The 14,919-nt window shown below is 72.4% G+C and carries 13 protein-coding genes and 2 pseudogenes; 9 read left to right on the top strand and 6 right to left on the bottom strand.

The annotated features are described in order from the left end of the window. Positions 1-58 precede the first annotated feature (58 nt). Positions 59-754 (bottom strand): annotated as a pseudogene (locus tag STRIP9103_RS52075) (cellulose-binding protein); the annotation flags it as partial. Between the two features lie 33 nt (positions 755-787). After that, positions 788-1,747, bottom strand: a pseudogene (locus tag STRIP9103_RS52080) (serine/threonine-protein kinase); the annotation flags it as partial. Between STRIP9103_RS52080 and STRIP9103_RS29630 the strand changes: the two are divergent. Continuing rightward, positions 1,692-2,762: a helix-turn-helix transcriptional regulator gene (locus tag STRIP9103_RS29630; RefSeq protein WP_009326566.1), complete on the top strand. Its 1,071-nt coding sequence runs from the start codon at positions 1,692-1,694 to the stop codon at positions 2,760-2,762. The pseudogene STRIP9103_RS52080 and the gene STRIP9103_RS29630 sit on opposite strands and share 56 nt — an antisense overlap. Positions 2,763-2,823: 61 nt before the next feature. After that, positions 2,824-3,342 carry a DUF4240 domain-containing protein gene (locus tag STRIP9103_RS29635; protein WP_048821222.1) on the top strand — a complete coding sequence of 173 codons (519 nt, stop codon included), beginning with the start codon at positions 2,824-2,826 and terminating at the stop codon, positions 3,340-3,342. A gap of 20 nt (positions 3,343-3,362) precedes the next feature. Here the strand turns inward: STRIP9103_RS29635 and STRIP9103_RS29640 are convergent, their stop codons facing one another. Next, positions 3,363-3,644 carry a hypothetical protein gene (locus tag STRIP9103_RS29640; protein WP_009326563.1) on the bottom strand — a complete coding sequence of 94 codons (282 nt, stop codon included), beginning with the start codon at positions 3,642-3,644 and terminating at the stop codon, positions 3,363-3,365. Between the two features lie 161 nt (positions 3,645-3,805). Next, positions 3,806-4,675, bottom strand: coding sequence for a peptidoglycan recognition protein family protein (locus STRIP9103_RS29645; protein ID WP_009326574.1), 870 nt, complete (start codon positions 4,673-4,675; stop codon positions 3,806-3,808). A gap of 491 nt (positions 4,676-5,166) precedes the next feature. Here STRIP9103_RS29645 and STRIP9103_RS29650 point away from each other — a divergent pair, with 491 nt between their 5' ends. Next, complete coding sequence (locus STRIP9103_RS29650) at positions 5,167-6,351, top strand: MarP family serine protease (protein WP_048821223.1); 1,185 nt, start codon at positions 5,167-5,169, stop codon at positions 6,349-6,351. Between the two features lie 79 nt (positions 6,352-6,430). Here the strand turns inward: STRIP9103_RS29650 and STRIP9103_RS29655 are convergent, their stop codons facing one another. Then, positions 6,431-6,919 carry a GNAT family N-acetyltransferase gene (locus tag STRIP9103_RS29655; protein WP_078614091.1) on the bottom strand — a complete coding sequence of 163 codons (489 nt, stop codon included), beginning with the start codon at positions 6,917-6,919 and terminating at the stop codon, positions 6,431-6,433. Positions 6,920-7,051: 132 nt separating this feature from the next. Between STRIP9103_RS29655 and STRIP9103_RS29660 the strand changes: the two genes are divergently transcribed. Beyond that, positions 7,052-7,984 carry a TIGR01777 family oxidoreductase gene (locus tag STRIP9103_RS29660; RefSeq protein WP_009326573.1) on the top strand — a complete coding sequence of 311 codons (933 nt, stop codon included), beginning with the start codon at positions 7,052-7,054 and terminating at the stop codon, positions 7,982-7,984. A gap of 215 nt (positions 7,985-8,199) precedes the next feature. Further along, entirely contained in the window at positions 8,200-9,642 is a 1,443-nt protein-coding gene (locus tag STRIP9103_RS29665) for an NAD(P)/FAD-dependent oxidoreductase (RefSeq protein WP_048821224.1), read from the top strand. A gap of 50 nt (positions 9,643-9,692) precedes the next feature. Here STRIP9103_RS29665 and STRIP9103_RS29670 read toward each other — a convergent pair whose 3' ends face one another. Next, complete coding sequence (locus tag STRIP9103_RS29670; RefSeq protein WP_009326567.1) at positions 9,693-11,132, bottom strand: hypothetical protein; 1,440 nt, start codon at positions 11,130-11,132, stop codon at positions 9,693-9,695. 366 nt (positions 11,133-11,498) lie between these two features. Between STRIP9103_RS29670 and lipB the strand changes: the two genes are divergently transcribed. The 4 genes from lipB (at position 11,499) to STRIP9103_RS29690 (ending at position 14,900) form a co-directional block, all read left to right on the top strand. Next, positions 11,499-12,290 carry a lipoyl(octanoyl) transferase LipB gene (gene lipB / locus STRIP9103_RS29675; protein WP_009326572.1) on the top strand — a complete coding sequence of 264 codons (792 nt, stop codon included), beginning with the start codon at positions 11,499-11,501 and terminating at the stop codon, positions 12,288-12,290. A 192-nt stretch (positions 12,291-12,482) separates the two neighbouring features. After that, entirely contained in the window at positions 12,483-13,448 is a 966-nt protein-coding gene (lipA, locus tag STRIP9103_RS29680; RefSeq protein WP_009326561.1) for a lipoyl synthase, read from the top strand. Positions 13,449-13,717: 269 nt separating this feature from the next. Next, positions 13,718-13,921 carry an SCO2195 family GlnR-regulated protein gene (locus STRIP9103_RS29685; RefSeq protein WP_009326562.1) on the top strand — a complete coding sequence of 68 codons (204 nt, stop codon included), beginning with the start codon at positions 13,718-13,720 and terminating at the stop codon, positions 13,919-13,921. A 277-nt stretch (positions 13,922-14,198) separates the two neighbouring features. Then, a complete protein-coding gene (locus STRIP9103_RS29690; RefSeq protein ID WP_009326564.1) occupies positions 14,199-14,900 on the top strand; it encodes a DUF4191 domain-containing protein in 702 nt (233 codons plus the stop codon). The last annotated feature ends 19 nt before the right edge of the window (positions 14,901-14,919 follow it).

Genomic DNA, 14,919 nt, shown 5'->3' on the forward strand with positions numbered 1-14,919 from the left:
CCCCTACCCGTTCCTCCCCCGCTGTCGGCTTCGCTCGCGCAGGGCAACCACGCCCGTGTTACTTCTGCTGCGCGTAGTCGCCTTCATAGGTGTTCGGCCGAGTCGGGGCGGCCGGCAGCGCGGACAGCGCGTCCTTGAGCTCGGAGAGTTGGCCCAGAATCGCGGCCCGCTGCTCGACCAGGCCCCCGACCGGGGTGAACTTGCTGTCGGCGAGAATCGCGGCCACCGTCTCGCGCAGGGTGTTCAACGTGTCCAGACCGAGGATCCGTTCGGCCCTGGCATCGGCGGCGGCCACGATGTCCACGGCATGGCGCTGGGCGGTCTCCACCGTCTGGCGGGCACGGCGCTCGGCGTCGACGCGGAGCTTCTCCGCCTCCAGCCGCAGCTGCTCCGCGCGGTGCTCGATCTCCGCGAGCCGCTTCTCGGCCTTCGCCTGTCGCGAGGCCAGATCGCGCTCGGACTGCTCACGCCGCTTGGCGAGGTTCGTCTCGAAGTCGGCGGCGGCCTGCGCGGCCTTGGCGCGGGTCTCCTCGAAGAGGGCGTCCGCCTCCTCGCGCTTGGACTGCGCGTCCTTCTGCGCCTCGGCCCGCAGCTGGGACGCGTAGGCCTCGGCGTCGTCGCGCACCTGCTCGGCCGCCGACTCGGCGAGCCGGAGGTGTCGCTCGGCCGCGCGCCGGGCCTCCTCGACCAGCGCGTCCGCGTCCACCGGGTGGGCGGCGGACGGCAAGGACACCGGCCTCCCCTCCAACCCGGCGAGGCGGTCGACGACCTCACGGGCCGCAGCGGGGCGGGCGTCGGGCTCGCGGGCCAGCAGGTGCATCACCAACCCGCTCAGCCCGGCCGGGATCTCGGGGTTGAGCAGGTGCGGTGGCTCCACTTGTCCGACGGCGATCAGATGCATCTGCGCGAACTGGTTGTCGGCGACGAGCGGCGGCCGGCCGGTGAGCATGAAATAGAGCACGCAGCCGAAGGAGTACAGGTCGGTGCGGTGATCCACGGAGCGCTCGCCGCGCGCCTGCTCCGGTGACATGTACAGCAGCGTGCCCATGACCACACCGGTACCGGTGAGCCCGCTGACCAGCACCGTGTCACCCAGGAACTTGGCGATGCCGAAGTCGAGCACCTTCAGGTCGCCGTCCCCGGCGAACATGATGTTGTCCGGCTTGATGTCACGGTGCACGATGCCCTGTCCGTGTGCGGCGTCGAGGGCCTGCGCCACCTGGCGCCCCCAGTCGACGGCCTGCGTCCAGTGCGGCCGCTGCTCGACGACGGCGTCGGACAGGGTGCGCCCGGTGAGGCGCTCCATCACCATGTACAGCGCGCGTTCACCGTCGACGTCCGCCTCGCCGCAGTCGTGGGCGATCACGGTGTGGCGGCCGGGCAGCCCGGCGGCGGATCTGATCTCGCGCTGGAACCTGAGGAACGTCTCGTGCTCGCCCAGCCTCGGCAGCGCGGTGACGAGTTTGACGGCGACATCGCGCTGCATCCGTTTGTCGCGCGCGCCCCACACCTGGCCCATCGCGCCCCGGCCCAGCCGCTCGACCAGTTCGTACCGGCCGTCCAGCATCGCCCCCCGCATCGCGCCCCTCCCCGCCGCACGCCAAGTCCGACCGCCCAGCCTAGAAGATCGCCCGGGCCCACGGGGTCGGGGAACGAATTCCCGGAAGAGCGAATCATGGCAGGCTGAGGCCATGCGTGCCGCCCGGCTCATCAAGATGGTGTTGCTGCTCCAGTCCCGGCCCTCCATGACCGCCACCGAGCTCGCTCATGAGTTGGAGGTGTCCGAGCGGACGGTCACCCGGGATGCGCAGGCGCTGTCGGAGGCCGGGGTCCCGGTTTACGCGGATCGGGGCCGGGCGGGCGGGTACCGGCTGATCGGTGGCTATCGGACACGGCTCACCGGGCTGGCCCGGAGCGAGGCCGAGGCGCTGTTCCTGTCCGGTGTGCCGGGGGCGCTGCGCGAGATGGGGCTGGAGGACGCGGCCTCCGCCGCCCGGCTGAAGGTGGCGGCGGCTCTGCTCCCCTCCCTCCGCGACGCCCCCCGCACAGCCGCCCAGCGGTTCCATCTCGACGCCCCGAGCTGGTTCAAGGAACCGAAGACACCCGAGCTGCTCCCCGCCGTCGCGGAGGCCGTGTGGGACGACCGGCGGATCGTCGCACGCTACCGGCGGGACGGCACCGAGGTGGAGCGCGAGCTGGAACCGTACGGGCTCGTGCTGAAGGCCGGTGTCTGGTACCTGTGCGCCCGCGTCCCCGAACCCGCCCCCGGCACCTTCCGTACGTACCGCATCGACCGCTTCACCACCGTCGGCCCCGCGACCGATACCGGTACCGCTGCCGACCCCGCCGCCGGAGGCGCCCGTTTCGTCCGCGACGAGGAGTTCGACCTGCCCGGTTTCTGGGAGGAGCAGGCGGAGCGGTTCGCCCGCTCGATCCTGCGCACCGAGGTCGTCGTACGGATCTCGCCGGAGGGGGTACGGAGACTGCCGTACGCCATGGATCCCGTCTCCGCCCGGCACGCCCTGACGGCGGCGACCGGCGGCGCCTGCGCGGAGGACGGCAGGACGACCGTGACGCTCCGGGTCGAGTCGGAGGAGGTCGCGTACACCCAACTCCTGGCTCTCGGCCCGGAGGTCGAGGTACTGGCGCCCGAGGGCCTCCGGGCACGGTTCGCGGCCGACGCGCGGCGGCTGGCCGAGCTGTACACGGCTCCGGACGCGACACCGCAGGCCGCTCCCGGCGTGTCGGAACGCGGTTCCTGATGTGACGATCCGCCGCCCTCCACGTGCGTCCCACCCCGCCAGGCCCGATGCTTGACCCGTGATGGACGAGACGGAGTTCTGGGAGCTGGTGGACACGGCCCGGGAGGACGCCGAGGGCGACCCCGAGGAGCAGGCCGACCTGCTCGTGGAACGGCTCGGCCGGCTGGACCCGGAGGCGGTGCTGGACTTCGCCCGGCACTTCGAGTCCCGCTACAACCGCGCGTACACCTGGGACTTGTGGGGCGCCGCCTGGGTGCTGCTGGACGGGGCCAGCGACGACGCGTTCGACTACTTCCGGTGCTGGCTGATCGGTCAGGGCCGGGAGGTCTTCGAGGGCGCGGTCCACGATCCGGACTCGCTCGCCGATCTGCTGGACGACTTCGACGAGGAGATCGACGGGGACGGCGAGGAACTGGGATACGCCGCGGACGAGGCGTACGAGCGGCTCACCGGCCTGGTCGCCCCGGACCTCGGCATCCCGCCCACCCCCGGCGAACCCGAGGGCACACCGGTCGACTTCGAGAACGAGACCGCCCTCGCGGAGCGCTACCCCAAGCTCTGGGAACGCTTCCGGTCATAGGTCCGCGGATTCCCGGATCCTCAGACGCGCAGGCCGCGGTTGGTCGTGCGCGGCAGGTACGCGTACTGCGCGGCGGCGTACGGGTCGGCGCTGTGGTGGCCCTTGCCGGGGTGCGGGCGCTCGGGGGCCGACGCGCCGTGCAGCGGGGCCGAGTTGGCCCGCTCCAGCGCGGACGCGGTGACCGCGGACGGGCCGAGCACCACGACGGCGGTCGCGCAGGCCACCGTCCAGGGGCTCCGCAGGGCGGAGGCCCAGGACTTCTTCGGGTTCCGGGACATGCTCTTCGTACGGCTGCTGATCATCTTCCCCACCTCCAGTCGGCGTGACACGACGAAGTTAGGGCGCGGATCTTGGAGAACTCTGTGAGACCGCGGCGCGATGTCTGTGAACCTCATGAGATCCGCGTCAGGCGGATGAGAACCGTCTGGAAGCGGGTGCCGACCCGCGCCGGCCACTACGGCTGCTACGGCCGCCCCTGGAGCCGTGCCGCCTGGTCCCTGATCGCGGGGAGGCGTTCGGCGAGGGCGGCGCCCGGGCAGCTGGTCCGGTAGCCGTCGCTGTGGCCCGCGAGGGTGGGCAGCAGGGCGGAGGTGCCGGCGGCGTAACGGCTGCGGCTGTTGCTGGAGGTGAGGCGCACACTGCCGCGGGGGTCGATGTCGGAGAGGCCGAGTTTCCAGGCGACGAGGGCGGCGATGGCGTCGGTCATGGCGCGCGGGACGGGCACGCCCGCCGTGAAGGTGCCGAGCGCGGCGACGCCCGCGGTGCGGTGGTTGAAGCCCTGGGTGTGGGCGCCGGTGACGGGGCGGTCGACGCCGCCCGCTCGGCCCTCGTAGATGGTGCCGCAGCGGTCGACGAGGAAGTTGTAGCCGATGTCGTCCCAGTTCCGGGGGCCGGTCTGGCCCGCGTACAGGTAGCGGATGACGCGGGGGGCGTCGGCGCAGTCGTAGTCGTTCGGCGAGTCCGTGTGGTGGACGAAGACGGCGACGACCCGGTCGTCGTAGCGCGCGGGCGGCTGGCTGTGGGACTCCCCCGCCAGCCAGCGGCTCCTCGGCACGATGGGCGGCTTCGGCGCCCGGTAGGGGTGGGCGGGGCGCACGACGGGGGGCCGTTCGGCCCGCCGCTCGGTACGGTCCACGCCGACCGCGCACAGCACCAGTGCGAGCACGGCGGCGAGACCGGGCACACAGGCCAGGAGGAGGAGGGAGGACCGCGGCAGACGGCGGAGGGAGAGCTGCGGCAGGCGGTGGAGGGAGGGCCGCCGAGGCAGGCGGTGGAGGACGAGCCGCCGTGGCAGGCGACGGAGGACGGTCCGTGGCAGACGTACGGGCCGCATTCGCTGCCGGGCGTGTCGTCCACGGGCCCGGACGCGGGTCAGAGCTCGGGCACGGGCCCGGACGCGGGTCAGAGCTCCGGCGCGGGCACGGACGCGGGTCAGAGCTCCGGCGCGGGCACGGGCTCGGGCGTCTCCGGCCGGGTCCGGGCCGTGCGGGTTCCGAGAACGGCGCCGCCACCCTCGCGGCAGCCTCCGTATTCGCGCCCCCCGCGAGATCCGGAACACACGCATGCGCTCAGCCTCGCCCGGCCGCCCTGGCGCCGCACTGTGGACTGCGCCACCCGGGGGACCCGGAGGGAACCAACGTCCTGGTGCGGGACGTTTTTACGGTTCGAGGCAGTTGCAGGCAGTTCCGGCGGTTGCAGACAGTTCCGGCCAGATGTGGTGCGCCGGTGGCCGATTCCCGTGGGCCACGGAGTGTCGCGCGGGTGTAGCTGATCACTGCGCCCGCCTCACGCGTACTAAGGGTCCCGAGAGAAAGGCGGCAAGGAGTGGACGTGCTCGACATCCTGCTGTTGCTGGTGATCCTGGCCTACGCGGCGTCCGGTTACCGGCGCGGCCTGGTCGCCGGTTGCGTCTCCCTGGCCGGTTTCGTGGGCGGCGCGGCGGTGGGCGTCTGGGTGCTGCCCTGGGTGATGGAGCTGGTCACGGCGGGCACCCCGGCGGCGACGGTCACAGCGGTGGTGACGGTCCTGGTCCCGGGCGTCATCGGGCACGAACTGGCGGGCCGGCTGGCGCTGCGGCTGCGCCGGGAGATAGACCGCAGCCCGCTGCGGGTGGCCGACGGCGTAGGCGGCGCGGCGGCCAACACGGTCGCCGTGCTCATCGTGGCCTGGGTCGCCGCCAGTGTCCTGGGCGCCTCGTCGTCCGCGGTGGTGACCAACTCGATCCGCAATTCCGCGCTGCTCGGCGCCGTGCAGAACACCATGCCGGACACGACCCCGGCCTGGTTCTCCAACGCCACCTCCGCGCTCACCGAGGCGGGCTTCCCCCAGGTCTTCAACCCGTTCGAGAACGAGGCGACGGCCGAGGTCGCCAAGCCCTCCGGGGACAACGTCACGGCCGCCGCGACGAACGCCGCCAAGCGCAGCACGGTCAAGGTCGAGGGCGTCGCCGGCAACCAGGGCCGCGAGGGCAGCGGTTTCTTGTACGCCACCGAGCATGTGATGACCAACGCCCATGTGGTCGCGGGCATCGACAACCCGACCGTACGCGTGGGCGGCGTGGGCCGGGCGTACGAAGCGCGGGTCGTGCTCTTCGACCCCGACAAGGACGTGGCGGTGCTCTACGTCCCCGATCTGCGGGGCCCGGTCCTCCGCTTCGACGACAGCGCCTCGCGCGGTGACGCGGCGGTCGTCGCCGGCTACCCGGAGGACGGCGGCCTCGACCTCCAGGCGGCCACCGTCGCCAGCCGCATCGACGCGACCGGCCGGAACATCTACAACACCGACTCGGTCACCCGCGAGATCTACTCCATACGCTCCACCGTCCGCCCCGGCAACTCCGGCGGCCCTCTGCTCACCACCGACGGCCGGGTCTACGGCGTCGTCTTCGCCCGCTCCACCTCGGACGCGGAGACGGGTTACGTCCTGACCGTGGCCGAGGTCGCCCCGGACGCGGAACGCGCGGCGACGGCGACGGAGGCGGTGGACACGGGGGATCTGGTGACGTCGTGAGCGTGTGAGGGCCGTGAGCAGACCGGTGGTGGTGCGCCCGCCGTTACGACCGCCGTTATGGCTGCCGTTGTGACCGTCGTCAGAGCCGACGGCCCATCAGCACATCGTCCACGTACGCCCCGTCGATCAGGAGTTCCTCCGGCAGGACGCCCTCCACCACGAAGCCCTCGGACTCGTACAGCTTCCTGGCCGGGGTGTTGTGGCCGAGGACCCGCAGGGTGAGGCGGCGGGCGCCACGGCGTCGCGCCTCGTCCTGCGCGGCCCGCAGCAGCGCCCGTCCGACGCCGGCCCCGCGTGCCTCGTCGGCGACGGCCAGCCCCTGGATCTGCCGGACGTGCGCATGGCAGGCGAGGGGGGACGGCAGCGCGAGCCGCACATAGCCGACGATCACGCCGTCGAGTTCGGCGACGAGATGGTCCCACGGCCCGAAGCGCGCGCCGAAGAAGGGCTCGTACGGCTGCCGGGGGCGCTCCTGGACGGAGTGCAGCGGCGACCAGGTGGCCCGGTCGAGTCGCCCGAGCGCGTCCTCGTCGTCCGGGGTCGCGACGCGTATGTACGGAACCGGCATGAAGGTCACTTTACGGCGGGGGTACGGGGGGGCGTACGTACGAGGTCGTCCGGCCGGGCCTGCGGAGGCCCGGGGGCGGGCGTTGCGCACCCCCGGTCCGCGGCTTCGTCGGCCGCCCGGCAAGATGGGGGCATGAACGATGATTCGTCCGTACCGCCCGGTTCCCGTGTGGTGATCGCCGGGGCGTCCGGCCTGATCGGTTCGGCGCTGGCCCGCTCCCTCACGGAGGACGGCTACGAGGTGCTGCGGCTCGTACGGCGGGAGCCGCGGACGGCGGGCGAGGTGCGCTGGGATCCGGAGGCCGGACGGGTCGACGCGGCCGGCCTCGAGGGGTGCGCGGCCGTGGTGAACCTCGCCGGTGCCGGTGTCGCGTCACGCCGTTGGACGAAGGCGTACAAGGCGACGATCCGCAACAGCCGTGTACACGGCACCTCCACGCTCGCCGCCGCCGTCGCCTCCCTGGACACACCGCCGAGCGTGTTCGTCAACGGCAGCGCGATCGGGTTCTACGGCTCCACGGGCGACCGGGAGGTCGACGAGTCGGCGCCGCCGGGGCGGGGCTTCCTGCCGGAGCTGTGCGTGGAGTGGGAGGCGGCGACGGGGCCCGCCGCGGAGGCGGGGGTCCGTACGGTGTTCGCCCGCACGGGGCTGGTGGTGGCACGGGGCGGGGGCGCCTGGGGCTCGTTGTTCCCGCTCTTCAAGGCCGGTCTGGGCGGGCGGATGGGGGACGGGCGGCAGTACTGGAGCTTCATCTCCCTCTACGACGAGGTGGCCGCGCTCCGGCACCTGATCTCCACCCCGTCGCTGTCCGGACCGTTCAACCTGACGGCGCCGACTCCGCTCACCAACCGCGACATCACCGCGGCCATGGGCAAGGTCCTCCACCGCCCCACGGTCTTCACCGTCCCCGGGGTGGCGCTCCGCTTGGCGCTGGGCGAAGTCTCCGGCGACGTCCTGGGCAGCACGCGAGCCGTCCCGACGCGTCTGCTGGAGTCCGGCTTCCGATTCACGTTCCCGGAGATCGAGGACGCGATCCGCTCCGCGCAGAGCCGGTCCGCCCACTAGCAACCCCCACCCCCGAGCCAGAAGGCGTGGTGGGGGCGGGACAAGGTCCGTCGGACGACCGGGCGCACGGCCACCGCCCCCATGCCCCCGTGCGAGGCCACACGCTACTTCCCCGCCCCGCCCCCAGCCCTTCACCCTCGTCGCGAACTCAGGTATTCCAGATGGGCGTTGGGGGCATCACCTCCCCAGCAACCGCGCGACCTCGGGAGGGGCACGTGCTCGAGTCGGTGTACCAATCGACGTACTCAGCGGACACAGACACCGTGGACGTCGTCGTCGTGGGGGCCGGCGTGGCCGGCCTCACGGCGGCCGGTCATCTGACCAGGGCGGGCCTGACGGTCACCGTCCTGGAGGCCGCACCCGCCGTCGGCGGCCGAATGGCCACGGAGAAGGTGGACGGCTTCCGCCTCGACCGGACCGCCCAACCGCTCTCCACGTCCTACCCCGAACTGCGCCGCACCCCGGGCCTGGACACCCTGCCGCTGCGTCCGTTCGCCCCCGGCGTCCTGCTGCACGCCGACGGCCATCATCACCGCGCCGCCGCCACCCCGACCCTCCGAGGCGCAAGGGGCGCACTCACAGCCGCGCGCGCCCTCGCAAGCGCCCCCAGGCTGCCCCGCTCTCCGGGCCTCGGCTTCGCCCGAGCGGCAGGGACGCCCGTCCCGGGCCGTATACAGGGCCGGGGCCGCGTCACGGGCGCCCGCCCGAGCCGGTTGGGCGCCCCCGCCGACCAGTCCCGGCTGGCCATGGCCCTGGCCCGGCTCGCCGCCACCGCGCCCGAGCGGCTGGCCACCCGCGCGGAGGTGCCGATCGCCGAGGCGCTGGCGACGCGCGGTTTCCCGCCCCGGACGATCGACGGTTTCGTACGCCCCCTGCTGGCCGCCCTGCTCGCCGACCCGGCGCTGCAGACGTCCAGCCGCTGCGCCGACCTGGCGCTGCACGCCTTCGCGACGGGCCGCCTGTGCGTCCCGGAAGGCGGCGCCGACACCCTCCCGGAGCTGCTGGCGGCGGCCCTTCCGCCGGGGTCGGTCCGTACGGGGGTCCGCGCGACCGCGATCAGCACGACGTCGGTGACGACGGCGGACCACGGTGAATTCGGCTGCCGCGCCGTGGTGCTGGCCACGGACGCCCGATCCGCGGCGGAACTGCTCCCGGGGCTGCGCGTACCGGAGTTCCACCCGGTCACTGTCGTGCACCACACCACGGACGAGCCGCCGCTCGGCGAACCCGCGCTGCTCCTCGACGCGGACCGCAGCGGCCCGGTCTCGCACACGGCGGTGATCAGCCAGGTCGACCCGAGCCGGGCACCGGCGGGCCGCGCGCTGATCACCTCCACCGTGCTGGGCACACCGCCGGACCCCGCGCATCTCGACGCCACGGTCCGCGCCCAACTGGCCCGGCTCTACCGGACGTCCACGACCCGCTGGGAACTCCTCGCGGTCCACCACACCCCCGAGGCCGTCCCCGCGATGCCCGCCCCGCACGATCTGCGGCGCCCGGTACGCATCCTGGCCGGCCTCTACGTCTGCGGCGACCACCGCGACACCAGCACCGTCCAGGGCGCCCTGCACTCCGCCCGCCGAGCCGCCCACGCCGTCCTCACCGACCTGGACGCCCGCCCGACACCACAGGAAGAGCCCCTGGAAAACGCCGCGTAGCCCGCGAAGGGGCGCCCGATCTGCCACCGGGCGCCCCTCCGCGCGTCTGCCTATCCCAACGCCGCCACCTTGTCCCGGTACCCCCTGACCGGCGCGGCGTCCCGGTACGGCTCCAGCCTGCGCTCGAAGTCCCGTACGTACTCCACCGCCCGCACCGACCGCATCTCGGCGGCCTGACCGGCGGCCTCCGCGCCCAGCTGACAGGCCTGGTCCAGCTCACCGAGCCCGAGCCGGGCGGAGGCGAGGACGACACGGCAGAAGAGGCGGCTGCGGGCGTACGCGGGCGCGCGCAGTTGCAGGGAGCGCTCGGCGTGCTGGGCGGCGGCCCGGTACTGCTGGAGGTCGCGGTGGCTGTGCCCGAACTCGTCGGCGAGCTGGGCCTCGTCGAAGAACCGGGCCCAGTACGGCACCTCGTCCCCGGGCCGGGCCGACTCCAGGGCCCGCTCGGCGCGGACCAGCGCGGCCGTGGAGGCCCGCACCTCGCCGAGCACCGCGTGCCCGCGCGCCTCGACGGCGTGCAGCAGCGACTGCACCACCGGCGGCACGGCCGACCCGACGCCCTGCTGCGCGACGCGCGCGAGCTGCACGGCCTCCCGTCCGTGCCCCAGATAGACCGCCTGACGGCTCATCGTGACCAGCACGTACGCCCCGTACGCCCGGTCCCCCGCCGCCTGCGCCAGCCGCAGCGCCTGCACGAAGTACCGCTGGGCGAGCCCGTGGGCGCCGATGTCGTACGAGGTCCAGCCGGCCAGCCGGGTGAGGTCGGCGGCGGCGGCGAAGAGCCGCCGGCCGACCTGTTCGCCGTAGGCGCCGCGCAGCATGGGCTCGGCCTCGTGCTCCAGATAGCGGACGAGGGCCTGGCGGGCGTGGCCGCCGCCGTAGGCGTCGTCGAGGGCGCGGAAGAGTTCGCCGACCGAGCGGAGGGCGGCGATGTCCCCGCCGGTGACCTTCTGGCCGGGGCCGCGCTCGGTCTGGTTGCGCTGCCGGGGGACGGCCGGGCGGCCCTGCGGGGGGACACGGGTGGCGCTCGGGTCGCCCCGGCCCACGCGGTCGTCGGCGCGGCCGATCAGCCAGTCGCGGCTGGGCACGACGAGCCCGGCGGGGGTGAACGCGATCTTCCGCAGCTCGGCGTGGCTGCCGGAGTCCTTGCGCCACAGCCCGCTGACGATGTCAATGGCCTCCTCGGGGGTCGCGGCGAACTCCAGCCCGGCGTAGACGGGGGCGCAGGCGTCGAGGCCGAGGTCCTGGGCGGTGAGCCGGCGGCCGAGGCGGCGGGTGAACACCTCGGCGATGAGCGCGGGCGTCGTACCCCTCGGCTGCTGACCGCGCAGCCAGCGGGTCACGGATGTCTTGTCGTATCTGAGATCGAGGCCGTGTTCGAGACCGAGCTGGTCAACACGGCGCGCTAGTCCCGCGTTGGAGAACCCCGCTTCTGCGATGAGGGCGGCGAGCTGGCGGTTGGGGGTGCGCTGCGCGGGTCGTTCCGTCATCTGCGGTGCGGTCTCCTGCCTTCCGGGTGTCGGCGGGGTGGCCCGGATTGCCTGGTGAGAAGCCTTTGCGGGCTTGTGAACGGCGCGAATGTAGCGGAGAGTAAGCGCCTGATCGCACACTTCCACGTCTATTCATCCGATCGTGTGAGGATTCACCGCATAGCTGACGGAAACCGCCTCCCCTGTGCGCCACCGACGGACCCCGCCGTACGCCCGGCAGGGCCGGCGGATGACCCTCGCCGGGTACCGGTCGCCCGTCGAACACCACCCGGACGTACGGTCGTACAGTGACTTGGGCGCGTTGAGTGCCCGACACAGCTATCGCGGTGCCGCCACCCGGCCGTACCGCCGAGGGAGGCGCTTGCCGTGAGCGGGTTGCGGTTCGTCCACATGGGGTTCGGCAGGGAGGCCGTCGAGTACCGGGAGGCGTGGGACGAGCAGCGCCGGGTGCACGCGGCACGCTTCGCCGACGAGGTCCCCGACACCGTCCTGCTCCTGGAGCACCCCCCGGTCTACACCGCCGGCCGGCGCACGGCCGACGACGAGCGCCCCCTCGACGGCACCCCGGTCGTGGACGTGGACCGCGGCGGCAAGATCACCTGGCACGGGCCGGGCCAGCTGGTGGGATACCCGATCCAGAAGCTGCCGCGCCCGGTGGACGTCGTCGCCCATGTACGGCGTCTCGAAGAGGCCCTGATCCGTACGTGCGCGGAGTTCGGCCTGGAGACCAGCCGCGTCGAGGGCCGCAGCGGGGTGTGGGTGCTCGGCGACCCGGTCGAACAGCGCCTCGGCGGCCTCTCCCTGGACCTCGACCCCCGGATGACCGACGAGGAGTTCGACCCCCGGCTCAACGGGCCCGAGTACGCGCCGTCCAACGCCGGCCAGCGTCGCGAGGACCGCAAGATCGCGGCGATCGGCATCCGCGTCGCGAAGGGCGTCACGATGCACGGCTTCGCGCTCAACGTGAACCCCGACAACCGGTGGTTCGACAAGATCATCCCCTGCGGCATCCGCGACGCGGGCGTCGCCTCCCTCGCGAACGAACTCGACCGCGACATCACCATCGCCGAGGTCCTCCCGGTGGCCGAGAAGCACCTGCGGGACGTACTGGAGAACGCGGACCTGAAGCCGAGGGCGATCGAGCGGACGCCCGCCTGAGAGCCCGGTCCGGCCAGGGGCTGGTCGCGCAGTTCCCCGCGCCCCTGAAAGACCCCGGGCGCGCCCCGTGCGTCCGCCCGCCCCCGGGACGGGAATGCCACCCCAGAGCCGAAGGTTGCCCACCCCAGGGGGCGAGAACCACACGGGCGTACCCTGGTGTACGCCGAAGAATCGAAGCTACAGGGAGCCGATGTGTCCGCAGTCTCACCCGACGGACGCAAGATGCTGCGCCTGGAGGTCCGCAACAGCCAGACCCCCATCGAGCGCAAGCCCGAGTGGATCAAGACCCGGGCGAAAATGGGCCCCGAGTACACGAAGATGCAGAACCTCGTGAAGAGCGAGGGCCTGCACACGGTCTGCCAGGAGGCGGGCTGCCCGAACATCTACGAGTGCTGGGAAGACCGCGAGGCCACCTTCCTCATCGGCGGCGACCAGTGCACCCGCCGCTGCGACTTCTGCCAGATCGACACCGGCAAGCCCGAGGCACTGGACCGCGACGAGCCCCGCCGGGTCGGCGAGTCCGTCGTCACCATGGACCTCAACTACGCCACCGTCACCGGCGTCGCCCGCGACGACCTCCCCGACGGCGGCGCCTGGCTGTACGCCGAGACGGTCCGCCAGATCCACCGGCAGACGGCGGAGCGCGAGGGCGGCCAGACCAAGGTCGAGCTGCTGGCGCCCGACTTCAACGCCGTCCCGGAGCTGCTGGAGGAGGTCTTCGCCTCCCGCCCCGAGGTCTTCGCGCACAACGTCGAGACGGTCCCCCGCATCTTCAAGCGCATCCGCCCCGGCTTCCGCTACGAGCGCTCGCTGAAGGTCATCACCGACGCCCGCGACCACGGCCTGGTCACCAAGTCCAACCTGATCCTCGGCATGGGCGAGACCCGCGAAGAGGTCGGCGAGGCGCTCCGCCAGCTGCACGACGCCGGCTGCGAGCTGGTCACCATCACCCAGTACCTGCGACCGAGCGTCCGCCACCACCCGGTGGAGCGCTGGGTCAAGCCGCAGGAGTTCGTCGAGCTGAAGCAGGAGGCCGAGGAGATCGGCTTCTCCGGCGTGATGTCCGGCCCGCTCGTCCGCTCCTCGTACCGGGCCGGCCGTCTGTACCAGATGGCCGTCGAGAAGCGGGGCTCGTACGTCGCCTCGCAGGCCGTCTGACCCCTCCGCCAAATGGCACGCAGTGCCATCAGATCGTGTGAATCTGAGCACAAGTAGCTACCGGCCGGTAATGACCAATTGGACGCGGTCCTGACCGTCCTCGCAGATGAGGGCGTTGTCGGGGCCGCGTCGGCGTTTAAAGGCCGCGCATCAAGGTTTCATTGGCGTTTGACCGGTCGGTCACGCCCTGGTAACACCAATCAGTGACCCTGGTTTTACACCCGGTACTCGCTCTCACCAGAGCCTCGACTCCCGAGAGGGGACCTCCCATGCAGGCCGCACCCGTTCGCGCCACCGCGATCCCGTCGTTCACCGATGCACTCCGTGCCGTCGAGTCGCTGCTCATGAGCAGCGGTCAGCGCACCGCCCGTCGCAACGCCTGGACCTCCGTCCTGGAGGACCGCCGCCGCGCCAAGGACCGCGTCGAGGCCGAGCGCGTCCTCGAAGCAGCCGTCGCCGCGCGTACGTCGTAACCGCTGGAGCGGAGAACCGCAGCACCGAGCACGAACCGCACCACCCGAGTACGAACCGCAGCACCGGAACATGAACCGCACCGCTGGAGCACGACGCGCGTACGAGCCGACCGCCCGAAGGCTCGACCGCGATCCGCACCACAGCCGCTCGTGTACGACCGCAGCTCCACTCGGCACCGCCGCCGCCCGGCGCCGCTCCCCAGGCGTTGTCGCCGGTCACCGGTCCCCACCGGCACCGCCGTCGTCCGCACTCGCCCGGCCACGTAGACTTCGTGCCATGGCGAGGAAGGAATCCGCAGCGGACGCTGCGAACCCCGGGCGACTCAAGCAGATCGCTCTGACGTACAAGATGACCCGCAGGGCCGACAAGAAGATCGGTCTTGTACTCGCGGCTGTCGGAATCATCACCTTCGGTGTCTTCCTCGCGATCGGTTTCTTGATCGGCCACCCGATCTATCTCGGCATCTTCGGCTTCCTGCTCGCCTTCCTCGCGACGGCGATCGTCTTCGGACGCCGGGCCGAGCGCGCCGCGTTCGGGCAGATGGAGGGCCAGCCGGGTGCCGCCGCGGCGGTACTGGACAACGTGGGCCGTGGCTGGACCACCACCCCGGCGGTGGCGATGAACCGCAGCCAGGACGTGGTGCACCGGGCCGTCGGCAAGGCCGGCATCGTCCTGGTCGCCGAGGGCAACCCGAACCGGGTCAAGAGCCTGCTGGCCGCCGAGAAGAGGAAGATGGCCCGCATAGTGGCGGACGTACCGGTGCACGACCTGGTCGTGGGCACCGGCGAGGGCCAGGTCGAACTGAAGAAGCTGCGCACGACCATGCTGAAGCTGCCGCGCGTCCTGACCGGCCCCCAGGTCACCGCCACCAACGACCGCCTGCGCGCGATGGGCGACCTGATGAGCAACATGCCGTTGCCAAAGGGCCCGATGCCCAAGGGCATGCGCATGCCGAAGGGTGGGCCGAAGGCCCGCTGAGTCCTCTCCTACGACGAAG

It is taken from the genome of Streptomyces ipomoeae 91-03 (genome assembly GCF_000317595.1).
In the GTDB taxonomy this organism is placed as follows: domain Bacteria; phylum Actinomycetota; class Actinomycetes; order Streptomycetales; family Streptomycetaceae; genus Streptomyces; species Streptomyces ipomoeae.

What these genes read in the sequence shown, in the direction of transcription:
- STRIP9103_RS29670 (WP_009326567.1), bottom strand. Translation starts at nt 11,132, where the DNA reads ATGACGGAACGACCCGCGCAGCGCACCCCCAACCGCCAGCTCGCCGCC.
- STRIP9103_RS29655 (WP_078614091.1), bottom strand. Translation starts at nt 6,919, where the DNA reads ATGCCGGTTCCGTACATACGCGTCGCGACCCCGGACGACGAGGACGCG.
- STRIP9103_RS29645 (WP_009326574.1), bottom strand. Translation starts at nt 4,675, where the DNA reads ATGCGGCCCGTACGTCTGCCACGGACCGTCCTCCGTCGCCTGCCACGG.
- STRIP9103_RS29685 (WP_009326562.1), top strand. Translation starts at nt 13,718, where the DNA reads ATGCAGGCCGCACCCGTTCGCGCCACCGCGATCCCGTCGTTCACCGAT.
- STRIP9103_RS29660 (WP_009326573.1), top strand. Translation starts at nt 7,052, where the DNA reads ATGAACGATGATTCGTCCGTACCGCCCGGTTCCCGTGTGGTGATCGCC.
- STRIP9103_RS29635 (WP_048821222.1), top strand. Translation starts at nt 2,824, where the DNA reads ATGGACGAGACGGAGTTCTGGGAGCTGGTGGACACGGCCCGGGAGGAC.
- STRIP9103_RS29630 (WP_009326566.1), top strand. Translation starts at nt 1,692, where the DNA reads ATGCGTGCCGCCCGGCTCATCAAGATGGTGTTGCTGCTCCAGTCCCGG.
- STRIP9103_RS29690 (WP_009326564.1), top strand. Translation starts at nt 14,199, where the DNA reads ATGGCGAGGAAGGAATCCGCAGCGGACGCTGCGAACCCCGGGCGACTC.
- STRIP9103_RS29640 (WP_009326563.1), bottom strand. Translation starts at nt 3,644, where the DNA reads ATGATCAGCAGCCGTACGAAGAGCATGTCCCGGAACCCGAAGAAGTCC.